At 42.7% G+C, this 18,229-nt stretch carries 12 protein-coding genes; 6 read left to right on the forward strand and 6 right to left on the reverse strand.

The window, feature by feature from the left end; genetic code table 11:
- Genes AWW68_RS04365 through AWW68_RS04380 form a run of 4 tightly spaced genes read left to right on the forward strand, consistent with a single transcriptional unit; the run spans position 1 to position 5,842 of the window.
- Complete coding sequence (locus AWW68_RS04365; protein WP_068216987.1) at positions 1-2,385, forward strand: 3-hydroxyacyl-CoA dehydrogenase/enoyl-CoA hydratase family protein; 2,385 nt, start codon at positions 1-3, stop codon at positions 2,383-2,385.
- Between the two features lie 30 nt (positions 2,386-2,415).
- Positions 2,416-3,591 (forward strand): acetyl-CoA C-acyltransferase, encoded by a 1,176-nt coding sequence (locus AWW68_RS04370; protein ID WP_068216989.1) that lies wholly within the window; start codon positions 2,416-2,418, stop codon positions 3,589-3,591.
- 54 nt (positions 3,592-3,645) lie between these two features.
- Positions 3,646-3,996 carry a four helix bundle protein gene (locus AWW68_RS04375; protein WP_068216992.1) on the forward strand — a complete coding sequence of 117 codons (351 nt, stop codon included), beginning with the start codon at positions 3,646-3,648 and terminating at the stop codon, positions 3,994-3,996.
- 37 nt (positions 3,997-4,033) lie between these two features.
- Entirely contained in the window at positions 4,034-5,842 is a 1,809-nt protein-coding gene (locus tag AWW68_RS04380; protein ID WP_068216994.1) for an acyl-CoA dehydrogenase family protein, read from the forward strand.
- Positions 5,843-6,080: 238 nt separating this feature from the next.
- On the opposite strand, the gene AWW68_RS04385 is transcribed toward AWW68_RS04380, so the two are convergent.
- From AWW68_RS04385 to AWW68_RS04400, 4 genes are all read right to left on the reverse strand, one after another.
- On the reverse strand, positions 6,081-6,380 hold the full coding sequence (locus tag AWW68_RS04385) for a GIY-YIG nuclease family protein (protein ID WP_068216997.1): 300 nt from the start codon (positions 6,378-6,380) through the stop codon (positions 6,081-6,083).
- Between the two features lie 233 nt (positions 6,381-6,613).
- Entirely contained in the window at positions 6,614-6,979 is a 366-nt protein-coding gene (locus tag AWW68_RS04390) for a YccF domain-containing protein (protein WP_068216999.1), read from the reverse strand.
- Positions 6,980-7,057: 78 nt separating this feature from the next.
- Positions 7,058-7,669: a hypothetical protein gene (locus AWW68_RS04395; protein WP_068217001.1), complete on the reverse strand. Its 612-nt coding sequence runs from the start codon at positions 7,667-7,669 to the stop codon at positions 7,058-7,060.
- 72 nt (positions 7,670-7,741) lie between these two features.
- Positions 7,742-10,000, reverse strand: a complete 2,259-nt coding sequence (locus AWW68_RS04400) for a family 20 glycosylhydrolase (protein ID WP_185101196.1) — start codon at positions 9,998-10,000, stop codon at positions 7,742-7,744.
- 95 nt (positions 10,001-10,095) lie between these two features.
- Between AWW68_RS04400 and AWW68_RS04405 the strand changes: the two genes are divergently transcribed.
- Complete coding sequence (locus tag AWW68_RS04405; RefSeq protein ID WP_185101198.1) at positions 10,096-11,070, forward strand: isoaspartyl peptidase/L-asparaginase family protein; 975 nt, start codon at positions 10,096-10,098, stop codon at positions 11,068-11,070.
- Between the two features lie 177 nt (positions 11,071-11,247).
- Here AWW68_RS04405 and AWW68_RS04410 read toward each other — a convergent pair whose 3' ends face one another.
- Positions 11,248-12,483, reverse strand: a complete 1,236-nt coding sequence (locus tag AWW68_RS04410; protein ID WP_084375569.1) for a DUF418 domain-containing protein — start codon at positions 12,481-12,483, stop codon at positions 11,248-11,250.
- Between the two features lie 251 nt (positions 12,484-12,734).
- Entirely contained in the window at positions 12,735-15,863 is a 3,129-nt protein-coding gene (locus AWW68_RS04415) for a S41 family peptidase (protein ID WP_068217009.1), read from the reverse strand.
- Positions 15,864-15,963: 100 nt separating this feature from the next.
- Between AWW68_RS04415 and AWW68_RS04420 the strand changes: the two genes are divergently transcribed.
- On the forward strand, positions 15,964-18,228 hold the full coding sequence (locus AWW68_RS04420) for a TonB-dependent receptor family protein (RefSeq protein ID WP_068217011.1): 2,265 nt from the start codon (positions 15,964-15,966) through the stop codon (positions 18,226-18,228).
- Position 18,229 lies beyond the last annotated feature (1 nt).

Here is an 18,229-nt window from a genome sequence, read left to right on the forward strand (position 1 = left end):
ATGAAACGAGCTATTAAAAAAGTTGCAGTACTAGGTTCAGGTGTCATGGGCTCTAGAATTGCATGCCATTTTGCCAACATTGGTGTGGAAGTGCTCTTGCTCGATATCGTTCCTAGAGGTTTGCCAGAAGACCAAAAGTCTAACAAGGCAGCTCGAAACAAAATTGTGAACGATGCGCTAGCTTTTGCATTGAAATCCAAACCATCTCCTATCTATGACAAGAAGTTTGCTTCGCTGATTAGCACTGGCAACTTTGAAGATGACATGCCTAAAATTAAGGATGTCGACTGGATCATTGAGGTGGTTGTAGAACGATTAGACATTAAGAAAATCGTTTTTGAACAGGTTGAAAAATATAGAAAACCTGGAACACTTATTACATCAAATACCTCAGGTATTCCTATGCACATGATGTGCGAGGGTAGAAGTGAAGATTTCCAGAAGCATTTCTGTGGAACTCACTTTTTTAACCCACCAAGATATTTGAGGTTGTTAGAAATCATTCCTGGCCCGAAAACCGATCAGGACATCATCGATTTCTTGATGCACTACGGAGACCTTTACTTGGGTAAGGAGACTGTATTGTGTAAAGACACACCGGCATTTATCGCTAACCGTATCGGCATTTACGCCATCATGTCGGCCATGCATACTATTGAAGACATGGGCTTAACTGTTGGTGAGGTAGACAGAATGACTGGACCGCTGATTGGCCGTGCCAAGTCTGCCACCTTCCGTACTATGGATGTGGTTGGTTTGGACACTACGGTGAATGTAGCGAACAATCTATATGCTGGCCTTCCAAACGATGAGTCTAAGGAGACTTTCAAACTGCCTAACATTGTTAAGGAAGTTCATGAAAAAGGCTGGTTCGGTGATAAGTCTGGACAAGGCTACTTTAAAAAGACAAAAGACAAAGACGGGAAGAAAGAGATTCTTGAGCTCGATCTGAAAACCTTTGAGTATGGCCCTAGAACTAGAGCTAATTTCAAAGCGCTTGAAGCAGTTAAGGACGAAGAGGATCTCAAGAATCGAATAGTTAAGTTGGTCAACTTTGATGATAAAGCTGGAGAGTTCTATCGCAGAACCTTCTTCGATACCTTCAAATATGTTTCATACCGAATTCCTGAAATCTCTGATGAGCTTTATCGAATAGATCAAGCAGTCTGTGCAGGTTTCGCATGGAAAATGGGACCTTTCGATACTTGGGATTTGCTCGGTACCAAAAAGGTAGTAGAGCAAATGGAAGGTATGGATATGAAGCCAGCCGACTGGGTTTACGAAATGCTTGATGCCGGAAACGACTCGTTCTACAAAATTGAAAACGGCATTAAGAAATATTACGACATTCCTTCTAAGTCGTACAAAACTATTCCAGGTACTGAAGACTTGGTGATTCTCGAAAATATTCGAGAAACTCATAAAGTTTGGGGCAATGCAGGGGCTTCACTTTTCGATATTGGTGATGGTGTGCTTTGTCTTGAGTTCCACACGAAAATGAATGCCATTGGGCAGGAAATTATCGAAGGAATTGAAACGGCCATTGCCATGGCTGAGAAAGACTATAAAGGTCTGGTGATTGGAAATGAAGGCGACAACTTCTCTGCTGGCGCCAACTTAGCCATGTTATTCATGTTTGCAGGCGATCAGGAATTCGATGAAGTAAACCTGATGGTTGCGCAATTCCAGAATACCATGAAGCGTGCGAAGTTCTCATCTATTCCGGTAGTAGCTGCGCCTGCGGGCCTTACACTGGGCGGTGGCTGCGAACTTTCACTGCATTGTGATGCTATTCAAGCCCATGCCGAAACCTACATTGGATTGGTTGAGGTAGGTGTTGGTCTGATTCCTGGTGGAGGCGGAACCAAAGAACTTACTCTTCGTGTAGCAGATTCTCTAACTGCAGGTGATCCCGAATTGAACAGATTACAGGAAGCCTTTATGAACATAGCGACTGCAAAAGTGGCTACTTCTGCAGAGGAGGCGAGAGCAATGAGCATTCTTCGTCCGCAAGATGGCGTGACTTTAAACAGAAGTCGTTTGCTTACCGATGCAAAAGCTAAAGTTCTAGAACTGCACGAGGCTGGTTATACGCAGCCTGTGGAAAGAACGGATATCAAGGTTCATGGCCAGGTTGGTTTAGCAAACTTCCATGCCGGAATTAACGGTATGCTACTCGGAAACTACATTTCTGAGCACGATGCGAAGATTGCTAAGAAGCTAGCGTGGATCATGTGTGGTGGTGACCTTACTGCTCCGCAAGAAGTATCGGAACAATACCTACTCGATTTGGAGCGACAAATGTTTGTCGAATTAACGGCTGAGCCAAAGACACTGGAGAGAATCCATAGTATTTTATTCAAAGGCAAACCGTTGCGCAATTAATCATTGAACATTCAAAATTGAACATTAATTATGGACGCATATATAGTTGCAGGATATAGAACAGCAGTAGGTCGAGGTAAGCGAAGCGTTTTGAAAAGCGTACGCCCAGATGATATGGCTGCTGACGTAATAAAACATTTGGTCTCAAAAGTTGACGGATTCGATCCGACAAGAGTGGATGACCTGATTGTAGGAAATGCTGTTCCGGAAGCGGAGCAAGGCATGCAAATGGGTCGAATGATCTCTTTGCTTTCATTACCAATCGGAGTTCCGGGAATGATCGTGAACCGATACTGTGGCTCAGGTTTGGAAGCCATTGCTTTGGCCTCTTCCCGAATTCATGCCGGTACTGCCGACTGCATTATTGCAGGTGGAACAGAGTCTATGAGCATGGTGCCTGTTATGGGTTATAAAACAGCTTTGAACTACAAACTAGCCACTGAGCACAGCGATTATTACTTGAGCATGGGCCTAACGGCTGAACAAGTAGCTAAAGAATTCAACATCACCAGAGACGAAGCCGATCAGTTTGCTTTAGAGTCGCACCAAAAAGCGATTAAAGCACAAGAAGCTGGCCTTTTTGATGATGAAATTGTGCCAATCAACGTAACTGAAAAGTTTGTAGATGCATCAGGCAAAATGGCTGAGAAATCTTACACGGTAGACAAAGACGAAGGACCAAGAGCAGATACATCTTTAGATGTGTTGGCAGGACTTCGACCTGTGTTTGCTCAAGGCGGGCAAGTAACGGCTGGTAACTCTTCTCCAGTTTCTGATGGTGCCTCATTCGTGATGGTGATGTCAGAAAGAATGGTGAAGGAATTAAACCTCGAGCCAATTGCCAGAATGGTGACTTACACTGCCATGGGTGTTCACCCAAGAATTATGGGTATTGGTCCAGTAGAGGCAGTGCCAAAAGCATTAAAGCAAGCAGGTTTGAAACAGTCAGACTTAGACTTGATCGAACTAAACGAGGCTTTCGCAGCGCAGTCATTAGCTGTTATCAAAGAACTCGACTTCGACAGAAGCAAACTAAACGTCAATGGTGGAGCCATTGCTTTGGGTCACCCGCTAGGTTGCTCAGGTGCTAAGCTTTCCGTTCAGCTCTTCAATGAAATGAGAAGACGTAAATCCAAATACGGCATGGTAACCGCCTGTGTTGGTGGTGGCCAAGGTGTTGCGGGGATATATGAGTTCCTCAATTAGTATTGAGTAGTAGGTCTTGAGATATGAGACCCTTTAACATCAATTAAACACACAATGAATAATTACAAAGAGTTAAAGGTATGGCAGATGGCCATAGATATAGCAGAAGCAGTATATCAACTGACTTCCAGCTTTCCTAGTGAAGAAAAGTATGGTTTAATAAGTCAATTGAGAAGAGCCTCAGTTTCGGTGGCTTCTAATATTGCAGAAGGTGCTGGTAGAAATACGAATGGAGAATTTCGCCAGATGTTAGGTATTGCCTATGGTTCGCTTTGTGAAGTTGAGACCCAACTGATATTGGCGAATCGCTTTAATATGATTAGTGAAGAACAATTAGAAAAACAGAGTATTCAGGTAGGCTCTCTTCAAAAGATGCTCTACAACTTAATTAAGAAACTGGGCTAGCTCAATACTCAATACCCAAGACTAAATACTTAAAAACATGAGTGTTTTGACAGACAAAAAATCAATCAAAGGCGGTGAGTTCATCGTCAGAGAAACAGAAGCAAACGAAGTCTTTATTCCAGAAGAGTTTTCTGAGGAACAGAAGATGATGGCGCAAGCGTGCCAGGACTTTATCGACACGGAGATTACTCCAAGGGCAGAGGAAATAGATTCAATGAAAGACCCGAATCTAGTACCTAATATTTTCAAGAAGGCTGGCGAATTAGGTCTTTTAGGAATTTCAGTTCCTGAGCAATATGGTGGAATGGGTATGAGCTTCAACACCAGTATGTTGATCGCTGATATCATTGGTGCAGCAGGTTCATTTTCTACTACTTACGGAGCGCACACGGGTATCGGTACTTTGCCAATTCTGTACTACGGAAACGATGAGCAGAAGCAAAAGTATTTGCCAAAACTAGCTACTGGTGAGTGGGCGGCTTGCTACTGCTTAACTGAACCAGATGCTGGTTCTGATGCCAATTCTGGTAAAACCAAAGCGGTGCTTTCAGAAGATGGAAGTCATTACAAGATCACCGGACAGAAAATGTGGATCTCCAATGCAGGCTTTGCGGATATCTTCATTGTGTTTGCTAAGATCGAAGATGACAAAAACCTTACTGCTTTTATCGTAGAGAAAGGTTTTGGTGGTATTACTATGAATGAGGAAGAGAAGAAGATGGGTATCAAAGGCTCTTCTACTCGTCAAGTATTCTTCAACGACTGTGAAGTTCCTGCAGAAAACATGCTTTCTGAAAGAGGCAACGGATTCAAAATTGCGGTGAACATCCTGAACATTGGTCGTGTGAAATTGGGAGCTGGAGTATTAGGCGGTTGTAGAACTGTAATCTCTCAGGCTGCTAACTACTCTAATGAGCGTAAGCAGTTTGGTGTGTCTATTTCAAGCTTCGGTGCTATAAAAGGCAAGTTGGCTGAAATGGCAACTAGAACTTATGTAACCGAGTCGCTTGACTACCGTGCTGGCCAAAACATTGAAGATAAAATCAATGACCTGATTGCCGATGGTATGGACGAAACCAAAGCCAAGCTAAAAGGAGTTGAGCAATTCGCTATAGAATGTGCTATCGCGAAAATTCATAGTTCAGAAGTGCTAGATTATGTGGTAGATGAAGGCGTTCAGGTATATGGTGGTATGGGCTTCTCAGCAGATGCGCCAATGGAAAGAGCTTACCGTGATGCTCGTATTGCTAGAATTTACGAAGGTACCAACGAGATCAACCGTATGTTGATGGTAGGTATGCTTTTGAAGCGTGCCATGAAAGGCGAAATTGATATCTACGGACCAGCAATGGACGTGTCTAAGGAGCTGACTTCTGTACCTACTTTCTCAACCATCGATAAGTCTGTGCTTTTTGCAGGTGAGAAAGAAGTGATCAAGAACTTGAAGAAGGTGTTCTTGATGGTAGGCGGAAAAGCTGCTATGGCACTGCAAGACAAGATTGAAGATGAGCAGGAAGTAATGATGAATCTTGCCGATATCTTAATCGAAGTTTATGCTTGCGAATCTGCTATGCTAAGAACAGAAAAGCTGGTAAGTCAAAGAGGCGAGGAGGCATGTGCCGATCAAATTGCTATGACGCAGATTTATATGGCTGGTGCGATTGATAAAATTATTTCTGCTGCGAAAGAAGCTATCGGTTCATTTACTAAAGGCGATGAGCAAAAAGTTATGCTGATGGGTCTTAAGCGATTCACTAAAATGGATCTGGTGAACGTAAAAGAGCTTCGCAGACAGGTAGCTGATACAATTATCTCAAAAGGTAAGTTTCCTTATTTCTTTGGATAACCCCTCCGGTCTTCGACCACCTCCCCTTGAAAGGGGGAGGACTTAGTTAAAACTCAAGCTAACTTTCTCGCAAGAGAGGGTTGGCTTTTTTTATGGTCTCCGTCATTCTAAGGGAGAACATTTCTCCTTAGAGAAATAGTCGACCGAAAGAATCTGTTCATTAATTGCAATGCTTTTAACAAGCAGATTCTTTCGGTTTTCGTACCTCAAGCCTCAGAATGACGGCAAAGCTGAATGTTCACCAGCTCAAAACTTCTTCTGAAAGATCATCCCAATTGGGATTCACGGAATTGATTAGCTTTTCTTTATTAATTCTGGTTTTACCCTTTACAGCCTTTTCCCTTTTAATTGCCTCTTCTATAGAAGAAAAGTGTTCCATATAAACCAGAAGTTTCAAGTTATATCTGGCTGTAAAACTCTTTGGGTAGAGGCCTGTAATATGTTCCCTAAGTCTGGAGGCCAAGTCCGAAGTGACCCCAGTGTATAGCGTAGTCTTATTCGTCAGTATATAAACTGAACCTCCTTTTGCATGCGTCATTACTCAATATAAGAATATTGCTAAAGTAAAGTCTTGTACATCATTCTGAGGGAGAAGACTTCTTGATAAAGAAGTAATCGACCGAAAGAATCTGTTCAAGAGTTGCAGTGCTTTCAACGAGCAGGTTCTTTCGGTTTTCGTACCTCAAACCTCAGAATGACGTGGTAATCTGGTAGATTCTTTCGGATCAGGTACTCAGGGCATTCAGCTAAAGAGGCACCTTATCTGCTTACTTAAATTTCCCTCCCAAACGGTGCAAAAGCCAATCCGGCTAGCTTAAAGTGTTGTAAGCCGAAGGGAATTCCGATAATGGTGATACAGAAAATTGCTCCCCAGAAGAGGTGGGTGAGGAAGATCCAGAAGCCACCGAAGATAATCCAGATAATATTGAGCGGGAGAAAAAGACAACCACCAGTCACTGTGCCGGGCTTTACTTCCTGACCGAAAGGGGCAAAGCCCAGAATGGCCAGTTTAAAACATTGAATTCCCCATGGAATACCGACTACGGTAACGCATAGTGCGATTCCACCTAAAATATATTCCAGTGCGATCATCCAGCCACCGAAGACGATCCAGATAATATTAGCAAATAACCTCATGTTGACCTGTTGTTTTTGACACTGGTAAGTTAAGGGTTATCCGTTAATCGGAAATCTGCGAGTATTAATTTCTGCTGATTATATAAGCTCTCTAAACGAGATGACACTGTTATTCTCCCTATCCAGTTCAAAAACAGCAGACTTGTCATCTCCATTCATTCGATATTCATGGAAGTAGATAACTGGTCGGTTATTAAAGTCTATACTGTAGATAGAAAGGTTGAACTGGCTGAGCAGGTGCTCAAGATCTTTAAGTGCTGATTCTTCTTCTGCCAAGGCTAGCTGATACGCCTCAGAAGGTCTGTTATTTTTTCGACTCAATTCTCCTTCGGCAGCAGCTCTCAATTTCAGATAGTCATCAACCTGATCTATTGGGAAAGGCTGAGCAAAGGTTGAAATACTTTCCACTTTGTCTGAAAGGTTGGCTAGGTGTAGCTGTTTTACCCTTTGTCTGGTGGTATCTTGTAACACAAGCAGCGCCTTCTGTATGGGGGCTTGGTCTGCCAAAAAGGCCAAGTCAATCTTCTGGTATCTCAACGGAACGTAAGACTGGCTGTCATCTTTATATTCATAAAAGAAAGCTCGAATCTGCCCTTCCCACTTTTCTTCGTCCGATCTTCTATCGCAAGAGAGAAAAACAAAGGCAGCTAGAGCGCCCAAGAGGAAACCGTTTTTGGCTAGTATTTTCATGATCTTAATGTTGAGGCTCCTAAAATAGTATACTCCGAATTACGCTCTGGAATTTTAACATGTTTTGACCTATCAATGGCCAAACATTTCAGCTGGGATTTCTTGCTTATCCATATTAGTGCCTGAAATAAATGCCTTTAGACTTTCTCCACCACCAGCTTCAAAATACCTGATCAGAATAGGGTGATAGCCAGCCTTTAGGGCTATTTCGCCAGACCTTTCTTGTGCACCATGTAGGCCATCATTATTCACTACCAACTCATTACCGATTGAAAGCGAACTGCCATCGTCTGAAGAAGTGTAAAAGGTATAAATACCATCTGCCGGAATGTTGATAAAACCTTGCATTACCAGCCCAAATTGATCTGGTTGATTTTCTGGCAGTTCAACTTTAGTCGTTACGTAATTTGAGTTTGGTCTTCCGCCAAGCTTCCGAACAGTATTGAAGTTGCCTTCAAATAGTCTGACGGCAAGGCCAGCATCTATCTTAAGTGGGTTCACGGAAGTAGTCAACGATGATTTTTTATATGAACCGCTCACTACAGGGCTAGCTTTCCCTGATGAGGTGATAGTTACAGCTTTTACTTCTACTGGGTCGTTAGCAATGTTCAGTGTTATTGGAGAAGTATATTCAGTAGAAGATGTCGAAGGTTCTGTTCCATCGGTTGTGTAAAATATCTTAGCGCCTTCATACGGGGTAGAAAGTTCAATCTCAACTTCATCGGAGAGCGTTAAGCCTTGTTTAAGACCAGCTGGTGCTGCCACATGGTAGTTGACATCTCTTGCGTCTAGCAATTGGTATTGATACGTCAACTTTTCCTGAAACCTATCCCAATTTTTATGCTCTGGCTGCGTCCAAACCGTTTCGGCCAGCGCTATGGCACGAGGATAAACCATGTACTCCACATGATCTGAGGTCTTCATATATTCGGTCCACACATTGGCTTGTGCCCCTAAAACATACTGATGGAACTCATCTTCTAAGGCTGCCGGAATAGGTTCGTAATGATAAACTTTTTCTATGGTGGTGAATCCGCCAATGGCCAAAGGCTCATTATCTGGGTCGGCCTGATAATGGTCGAAGTACATACTTCCGTTAGGCGTCATTACTACATTGTGTTTGGCCTCGGCTGCTTCAATGCCTCCAGACTCTCCTCGCCAAGACATTACTGCTGCACCAGGCGCAAGCCCGCCTTCTAGAATTTCATCCCAGCCAATGAGTTGTCTTCCATTGGCATTTAGAAATTTCTCCATTCTCTGAATGAAGTAGCTCTGTAATTCGAACTCATCTTTCAACCCCTCTCTTTTAATTACCTGTTGAGCGAGAGCACTCTTTTTCCAAGCTGTTTTTGGGGCTTCATCTCCTCCAACATGAATGTATTCGCTAGGAAATAATTCCATTACCTCGGTAAGCACATCTTCCAAAAACTCGAAAGTCTTTTCACTTGGACAGTAGATATCGTCATAAACGCCCCACTGTGTGCCCACTTCATAAGGGCCAGGTGCACAGCCCAACTCTGGGTAAGCAGCCAATGCAGCCAATGAATGGCCAGGCATTTCAATTTCAGGAACAATGGTTACCTGTCTTTCTTGCGCATAGGCTACAACCTCTTTAATTTCTTCTTGCGTATAGAAACCACCATAAGGCTGTCCATCACCCACGTAAGGGTTGAAGTTTTTCTCCAGAATAGTTTCCTTTCTTTGGCTTCCTACCTCGGTTAACTTCGGGTATTTCTTGATTTCAATTCTCCACCCTTGGTCTTCTGTGAGGTGCCAGTGGAAGGTGTTGAACTTATAGAAAGCCATCAGGTCTATGTACTTCATGATGAACTCTTTTGGGAAGAAGTGTCGACCAACATCTAGGTGAAGCCCTCTCCAAGCAAAGCGAGGTTCATCTTGAATCTCCATATAAGGCAAATTAGCCATGTGCTTTTGTGGAGGAAGCATCTGAATCAACGATTGAACCGCATAGAAAAAGCCTTTTTCATGGCTAGCGCGAAGATGTATACCAGTTGAGTTGATACTCAATTCGTAAGCCTCTTCGGCCAAACCCTTTTTTACTTCGAACTTAATTTCAGCACTTCCTTTTTCTGCTATGTGAGATTTCCAGCCAGAGGCATTAAGGTAATCGTTCAGAAAAGTCATCGATTTTTCAGCAGATTCAGCATTACTATGTAGTGCAGGCTGACCATTCAAAGCATAATGCTTATTCATTTCAACGGTCATGCTTTGGGGCTCAGGAACAATTTGAGGTTTAATTACTTTGGCTGGTTTTGTGGTGCAGCTAAAAAATAGAGTGAGCAGCAACACTATGGCAAAAAGGTTCTTCATGGCGGAAGTTAACCACATGTTGACAAATATGAAATGCTTTGGTATTTGCTAGGTTCTAAAGAGTCGATTTTGATATCTTGGACAAATTTTGAATTATGGCAGACAGACGCAAATTTTTAAAATCGACCATTTTCAGTGGCTTAGCCGTGAGCACAGCTTCTTTAAGCAGCCTCTCTTGCTCAACTCCAAAGGAGCCTAAAAAACCGATAGTCATTTCTACTTGGAACCACGGAAAAGAAGCCAACGCTGCCGCTTGGGAGGTTTTGAGTAAAAACGGAAAAGCGGTAGATGCTGTAGAAAAAGGGGTAATGGTAACTGAAAACGACCCTAATAATGCGACTGTCGGAATTGGTGGTTTCCCTGATCGTGATGGTAACGTTACGTTAGATGCCTGCATTATGGATGAAAATGACAATGCTGGTTCTGTAGCGTTTTTACAAAACTTCAAGAACCCAATTTCTGTGGCCAGAAAAGTAATGGACGATACTCCGCATGTGATGTTGGTAGGAGAGGGAGCTAAGAAGTTTGCGCTTTCTAAAGGGTTTAAAGAGGAAAACTTACTGACTGAAAGCTCTGAAAAGGCTTGGAAAAACTGGTTGAAAAATCAGGACTATGAGCCAGAAATCAATATTGAAAACCACGATACTATTGGTATGGTGGCCTTAGACGAAAATGGTAACCTTTCCGGAGCTTGTACTACCAGTGGAGCTGCATGGAAAATGCATGGAAGGGTAGGGGACTCACCAATTATTGGTGCTGGCCTTTTTGTTGATAATGAAATTGGTGCTGCAACAGCGACTGGGCTTGGTGAGTTTGTGATCAAAATTTGTGGCTCGCACATGATTGTCGAGCTGATGCGTCAAGGCTTTTCTCCTCAAGAGGCTTGCGAACAAGCTGTAAACAGAATAGTAAAAAAGTACCCTGACAATTACAAAAACCTTCAAGTTGGCTTCCTTGCGCTGAACAAGCAAGGTGAGTATGGTGCCTATTCCATCCACAAAGGTTTCAACTTTGCTGTTCGTTCTGAAGATCAGGATGAGCTGATTGATGCAGGAAATTATAGTGGTTGACCACCCCTAACCCCTCCTAAAACAGGAGGGGAATTGGACCTCGTTGTCCTTAAACCTTATGCGAACTAATCCTCCTTTTTTAAAGGAGGTGGCCGAAGGCCGGAGGATTTGAAATTCTCTTACTTGTGGATATATTTTACACCTCTGCTCATGGTGAATACTCTAAGAGCGGGGAGGTCAGTCTTTCCCCATCTTTTGCAACTTGCCATAGGTGAGTGTTCGCCATAGCCACTCAAATGGGCCGAATTTAAAATAAGCAAGCCATACGGCAGAGAGTGCAATAACCAAAACACAAATGCCTAATACGAAAACCGCTTGGAGTGATCGGTCTACATCTCCGAAAAGTGCTAGTCCTTGACCATAAAAAATGAAGGAGCAAACGAGTGAAATGAGTAAGTAGTTGCTCAATGCCATTCTGCCAACATCAGAAAGTCTTCTGGCTAAAAAACTTCGAGTAGAAGATTTGCAGAAAAGCATAACCACTCCAATGTAGCCAATGGCCATTAAAATGCTACCCCAATAATTGAGTTGGGAAAAGAAGAAATAGCTCATTCTAAAGTCCCATTCGTAGTTGAAGTGCAGCATTGTTCCTACTGCAACTAACGGAAGGCCGAGACCTATTCCATAGCCAATCATTTTCAGGTAAAAACGCGAAGATTGTTTAGCCTTAAATGCCTTGCGCCTGTATAAGGCCATTCCGATAAGCATCATTCCTGCGTATTTCCAGAAACTTTGAAAAACAAACTGAGAGGTTTGTCTATTGAAAGCCTGTGGTGCCCTATACAGTATTTGCCTTTCGTAGGGGCCGGTATAAAAATCAATTTCTTCGGCTACATCGGCACTGGTAGGCTGCCAAATTTCTGTTCTATTGGTTTCATATTCGCCAGGTTCCCATACCGGTACGGTGTACCCAATTATAAGACTAATGGCCGAACCAATGATTAAGAAGATGATGCCAGCTCTTATTTGAGTGGACGATTTCTTTCTTCTGAAAACGAACATGAGTAAACCAGTAATGGCTAGGGCTAGGAGAACATCGCCATACCAAAGCAGATAAGCGTGCAGAATGCCGATAATTCCTAAATAAACAAACCTTCTGTTCTGCAAGTCGCTAGATCTAAGGTGCTCTCTTCTGGCCTTTTGAGAAATCATTACCATGCTGGCACCAAAGAGCATTACGAAAATGGCTTCGAACTTCTTGTCCACAAACACATGGCTGAAGATCCAGACATATAAGTCGTTGCCACTCAAACTTTCATAAACTGTAGGATTAAGGTAGGCAGCCATGGGCATGGCAAAGCTTTGAATGGTCATAAAGACCATGCCTAATACGGCAACCCCACGTAGAATATCGATAGAAGCATGCCGAGCTTTAGGCTCAGTTGGTGTCAGAATGTAAGATGCGTTCGCCACGAAGTGGAAAAATATATAATTGTATTGAAATGAAAAAGTACTTAATAAAGCTCAAAAGTGACCAACTCCTCAATAATTGCTGTTAGCGTATCTGTTGAGTACCTTAAAGGTAAAGTGAAGCTGCACCAAAAACACGGTGTTATTCCTGACTCCGATGAGGAATCTCGTCAAACTATTGAGGTTCCTAGCAGGTAAATTCTAAAACCTAGGCTTTTGAAACAGCTTCTTTTAAGATTAGCAGTAGATAAAACTTATTTCTTCAGTTGCTTCAAAACCTCTTCAATAGCCTTGTCCAACTGAGGATCTCTGCCTTTCACTCTGTCTTCAAAAGTAGTTCTAATGTAGATATCTGGCTTAACACCCACTTTTTCTATATTCTGACCATCCAAAGTATAAGTTCCCCAGCTTGGTAATCTATAAGACGATCCATCGACCAACCCAGCACTGCTAGTAAAGATAATCCAACGGTAAGTTTCAGTACCAATAATGGTTCCTAGGCCTAGCTCTTTAAAGCCAGTAGCCGTCATTTCTGCATCACTTAAACTCTGCTCGTTGATAAGCAAAACGGTTGGTTTGGCACCAGCCCCAAAATTGCCTTGAGGAGTTAATTTACCTTCTCTAAACTTCCATTGTAAATAAGGTTTTTGTGAAAGGAACTTGAGTACTTCATCGTGAACGTTTCCTCCAGTGTTATAGCGCAAATCAAGGATTAGAGCGTCTCGGTTGTAGGCTTCAGAAGTCATTTCAATGAGGAAATCTTGAAGTGATCCGCCACCCATGTTTTTCATATGAACATAGGCTACCTTCTTATCCGTTTTCGTATCAACTACTTTCTGATTGTGTGCAATCCACTCGTCATAAAGGTTGGTGCGTAAACTGCCGGTGCTTTTCGGATGAATTTTTACTTCAACCGATGCATCACCGCGTTTAAGGGTAAGGCTAACTTCTTCATCGATTGAAGGCTTCGACAAATAGTATTCTCTATTAACGTATTGGTCTACTGGCTCTCCGTTGATGGCCGTGATTATATCGCCTACCTGAATGTTTTTATCTGGGAAGTCTGCAGGACCCTCACTGACTATGCTCGTAACTTCATAAGGATTATCATTCGAGAACATAAGCCCCAGGTTTAAGCTGGTACTGCCGAAATAGGTTCTTTCATCACGCCCATAAGTATTGAAGCCCATGTGTGATGAGTTGAGTTCACCAAGTAAATCGTTCAGTAGTGTTCTCAATTCTCTTCTCGAACTTATTTGCGGGAGAAACTTTGCGTATTGCGTTTTTAGCTTTTGCCAATCTTCTCCATGGAAGGTTTCATTGTAGAAGTTCTGTTCAATACCTGCCCAAGTTTCATAGTAAATCTGCTCAAACTCGCTTTGTAGAGACCTTCTGAATTTGTAGTCGATTTCTATATTTGAAAGTTTTCGGCTACTTGTATTCAGCTTGCTGATTTGCCCCCCGTTGTTCACATAAAGGTTTTTCTTCACCTGAATAATACCTCCAGCTCTTCCTGAACCATCTACTTTTTCGGTCTTTGTTCTTTCAAAAGGCTCTAGTGTAGTAATCCAAAGAGAACGCTGAGCCTCATCGTGATTAGAAGAGTAAATAATCTGGGTTTTATCTCCCGATTTAATCACAAACGGATTGCTTTGGCTGCCGAAGCTTGGACCGATGCTTTCCATAGCCCTCAAAACATCTGCCTCAAAGTCTATTTTAGTTGTAGGGCCTTCATCTGTCTTATCTCCCTCTTCTTCATTGTCTTTTTTCTCAGCTTCAAAAACCTTGGCGAGTTTATCGGATTTAAATTCACCCTCTTGTCGAGTAAGAGGTATTCTGTAAATGTTGGCATTCTGCAAGCCAAACGGATAACTTGGCTGAGTTCTGTTACTCACAAAGTACATATACTTACCTTCTGGCCCCCAAAATGGACTGGTTTCGGGTACACCCGTTTTGGTATAATTGTGAACAGATTTGGCCTCAATGTCATAAATGTAAATGTCTTCCTCAAAATCGTTGCGTACGGTGAAGGTGAGGTATTTGCCATCGGGCGAGAAACGAGGCTGCGGATTGTAAAGTCCCCAAAGTTCTTCTTTTGTTACCGTTTCACTCTTAAAAGTTTCCAAGTTTAGCAAGCGAACTTCACTTCTTCCACTGTAATAAGCGGCATGGGTAAGTTCTGGGTTGAGCTCGATATTTCGGTCGAAGCCTTTGTCTTGAGTCAGCTGCTTTTCTCCTGTTCCTGTAGCTGCATCTATGGTAAAAAGGTTAGTGTAGCCACCTACAGTTTGAGTATAAAGTAAGGTCTTGTTATCCTTTAGCCACTTTACTTCAACCACTCTTTCTTCAGCGCGGGTTTTTAGCTGCTTTACAAACTTACCTGAGATGTCTGATACAAAAAGTTCACCACGGCTCACGAAAGCTAGTTTCTTTTCGTCTTGAGAAACATCGAATGTGGAGATATTTCTGTTCGTAGAAAACTCTTGGTCTTGCGCCAGCGTGTTATTCTGAAAAATGGAAATATAGACTTTCTCACTTCGCTTGCGAGCAACGTTGTATAGGTAAATCTGATAGTCTTTTTCAAAAACCACAAAGCCTCCATTGGCATTCACCTGTGGATTCTTAATGGAAGTGTTGAAATTGGTCAGTCGGGTTTTGTTGCTATTTACAAAACCGTACAGGTTGTATTGCCCGTTCGATTCATCTGAAGCAAAGTAGATGTTACCACTCTTATCGATGGTGCTCCACATATCCTTTCCATCATAATCGGTTAGTTCTTCATAAGTTCCAGTATTAGGATTGAAGGTTTTTATATCTGGGTTGAATGCACCTTTGTACCTTTTTCTGTGTACCTGATTGCTGCTTTCCCAGCTCTCGTTGAAGAAAATTCTACCATCAGGGTGGATAGCCAGATTATGCGGCCAGTTAAAGTAATGATCGAAAAGTCGTTTAGGTGTTCCTCCTGTAATGTTAACCGAATAGGCACTTAATCTATTATATCGGCCAGATTGGAATAGTATGGATTTGCTATCCCATGCCCAAGTCTCAACCCTATCATTAGAAGAATTGTATGTGAGTCGTTTGATTTCTCCACCGTTGATTGCCATTACATAGACATCGGCATTGCCATATTGGGTAGAGGAAAAGGCAATCCACTGACCATCGGGGCTGATTCTTGGAAATTCTTCCACACCGTCCATGCCGGTGAGGCGAGTGGCTGTTCCACCGTTGCTGCTTACTTTCCACAGGTCACTGTCGTAAGAGAAAACTATTTGGCTACCGTCTGGTGTTAAGGCAGGGGTAGAAGTAAAATAAACATCTTGCTGTGCCGAAACTGAGAGAGTCAGTATCACGCATAAACCACTGAGAAAAGCTCTGATCATAAGATTAGTTTTAACCGATAAATGAAATTGCCGTTTGTAAAGTGAGAAAAACCGACTTCATTCGCCTGTTCGTCCAACTCACGGCATAGAAAGAATATCCATGAATTTAAGAAGTTCTTATTTAATCCTACTGGTTTGCCTTTGCGCTTTTACACCACTGGCAATTCATGGCCAAACCAGTTTAATAATCCTTGATGAACAGTTTAAGCCTATAGAAGCGGCCACCGTGCTGAGTGAATCGGGTATGAGCGGAGTTTCAGACACGGAAGGAAGACTAAGCTTAGGGATTGAAGCGGCAGAACTGCTCACCATTCAGCATGTTAATTTTCAAACAAAGCAGGTTTTGGGCAAGCCGAATCAAACTCAAAAAGTAATTCTGGAAGCCAATGTAAAAAACCTGAATGAAGTGGTGGTTGAAGGTTTTACCGATAATGAAAAGCTTTCCAAAACAGCAGGAGGCATTGCCCGACTTGAGCCGAAGGATTTAAATAGATTCGATAATTTCTCTTTGGTTTCGGCAGTAAATACGGTTCCAGGAGTGCGGTTCGAAGAAAGAGCTGGTGCCAGCTATCGGATATCCATTCGTGGAAGCTCCATTCGTTCGCCATTTGGAGTGAGGAATGTAAAGGTTTATTGGAATGGTATTCCATTTACAGAACCAGGTGGAAACACATTTCTGAATCTGCTCGATTTGGCGAATGTCGGTAATATGGAAATCATTAAAGGACCTGCGGCCAGTGCTTACGGTGCCGGAAATGGTGGAGTGATCAAACTCCAAAGCACCAACTTGTCTCAGCTTTCCAATGCTACAGAAGTGGGGCTCACGGCTGGTTCTTTCGGAAGCTTCCGCTCCAGCGTTAAGTCAAACTGGTTAGGCGAAAAAACGAGCATCACCGGTAAGTATGCTTTTCAAACCAGCGATGGATACCGCGATCACAACGCAATGCAAAGGCATGTGGCAGAAGTTGATTTGCTGCATTTCGCCAACGAACGCAAGACTTATTCGGCTTCAATCCTTTATTCCGACCTATTTTATGAAATTCCCGGAGGCCTAAACCCAACTCAACTCGCTGAAAACAGAAGACAAGCCAGACCGGGCAGCGAGGCCTTCAATGCCTCAATCGATCATCAGTATTTCATTATCCGTGGAGGGCAGGAATATGAGTTTTCAGAAAACTTCCGCAGCGATGTAAATGCCTATTTCTACAACCGCAACTTTGAGAATCCTTTCAACCTAGATTATAAACGAGACCAAGAAAACAGTGTGGGCTTTCGTATTCAGCTAGAGAATGATTTTAGCTTTTTAGGCCGAAAATCTTCTGTTACTTATGGAAACGAGTTTCAGGTAGCCTACTTCGATGGTAGTAATTTCGGGAATGTGGCGGGCGAAGCGGACACCATTCGTTTTAGAGATGAACTAACCAATAAGCTTTCTTTCTGGTTTGCCGATGTTAAGTTGAACCTGACCGAAAGCCTGAAGCTCACAGTTGGCGCTAGTTTAAATCACATTGATTATGATATCAATCGGGTGGAAGATAAAATCAATAATTCACCTGGCCAATTCAAAAAAGAATTCGATCGAGTGTTTAGTCCAAGAGTGGCCTTGAGTAAGACTTGGGCCGAAAACTTCAGCACACACTTGTCGGTATCGCATGGCTATTCTCCACCAACCACCACGGAAGTGCGCACCAATGAAGGTAGCATTAACACAGCCTTACAGCCAGAGATTGGCATTAACTATGAGCTGAATATTCGCGGTGCCGCAGTAAACAGAAGGCTTTCTTATGATGTGGCACTGTTCATGTTCAATCTGGATGAGTCCATTACCACAGGAACTGATGGTAATGGGGTAGTGCTATTTCAAAACTCTGGTCAGATAGACCAAAAGGGTTTGGAAGCTGCACTTCAGTGGAATTGGCTCACTCAGCCTTCCGCAAGCTTTACCAGCTTCAACAGCCGATTGGCCTACACGCATCACGATTTTGAGTTCAAAGAATATGTAGATAGGGGAGATGACTTGAGCGGAAATGCCTTGACTGGTACTGCACCGAATGTGCTTTCTCTGATGACCGACTTCAGCCTAAGAAGCTGTTTTTACGCCAACTTGACTTACCAATATTCGGATGAAATTCCTTTAAATGATGAGAACACTGTTTACTCCGAGGCTTATCAGGTACTCCATACTAGAATTGGTTACCAACGAGGAACTCCAAAAACGGATTACGAGTTTTTTGTAGGAGTGAACAACTTGTTCAACAAGCAATATAGTTTAGGCAACGACCTGAATGCTTTTGGACAAAGATATTTCCAACCTGCCCCGGAAAGAAGTTTTTATGTGGGCTTAAACCTGAAATTCAAACACTGAT

It is taken from the genome of Roseivirga spongicola, from assembly GCF_001592965.1.
Lineage (GTDB): Bacteria > Bacteroidota > Bacteroidia > Cytophagales > Cyclobacteriaceae > Roseivirga > Roseivirga spongicola.

Bases quoted from the DNA above. Each gene is read 5' to 3' on its own strand.
- AWW68_RS04375 (WP_068216992.1), top strand. From the start codon at position 3,646: ATGAATAATTACAAAGAGTTAAAGGTATGGCAGATGGCCATAGATATA.
- AWW68_RS04385 (WP_068216997.1), bottom strand. From the start codon at position 6,380: ATGACGCATGCAAAAGGAGGTTCAGTTTATATACTGACGAATAAGACT.
- AWW68_RS04395 (WP_068217001.1), bottom strand. From the start codon at position 7,669: ATGAAAATACTAGCCAAAAACGGTTTCCTCTTGGGCGCTCTAGCTGCC.
- AWW68_RS04420 (WP_068217011.1), top strand. From the start codon at position 15,964: ATGAATTTAAGAAGTTCTTATTTAATCCTACTGGTTTGCCTTTGCGCT.
- AWW68_RS04415 (WP_068217009.1), bottom strand. From the start codon at position 15,863: ATGATCAGAGCTTTTCTCAGTGGTTTATGCGTGATACTGACTCTCTCA.
- AWW68_RS04365 (WP_068216987.1), top strand. From the start codon at position 1: ATGAAACGAGCTATTAAAAAAGTTGCAGTACTAGGTTCAGGTGTCATG.
- AWW68_RS04380 (WP_068216994.1), top strand. From the start codon at position 4,034: ATGAGTGTTTTGACAGACAAAAAATCAATCAAAGGCGGTGAGTTCATC.
- AWW68_RS04400 (WP_185101196.1), bottom strand. From the start codon at position 10,000: ATGAAGAACCTTTTTGCCATAGTGTTGCTGCTCACTCTATTTTTTAGC.
- AWW68_RS04405 (WP_185101198.1), top strand. From the start codon at position 10,096: ATGGCAGACAGACGCAAATTTTTAAAATCGACCATTTTCAGTGGCTTA.
- AWW68_RS04370 (WP_068216989.1), top strand. From the start codon at position 2,416: ATGGACGCATATATAGTTGCAGGATATAGAACAGCAGTAGGTCGAGGT.
- AWW68_RS04390 (WP_068216999.1), bottom strand. From the start codon at position 6,979: ATGAGGTTATTTGCTAATATTATCTGGATCGTCTTCGGTGGCTGGATG.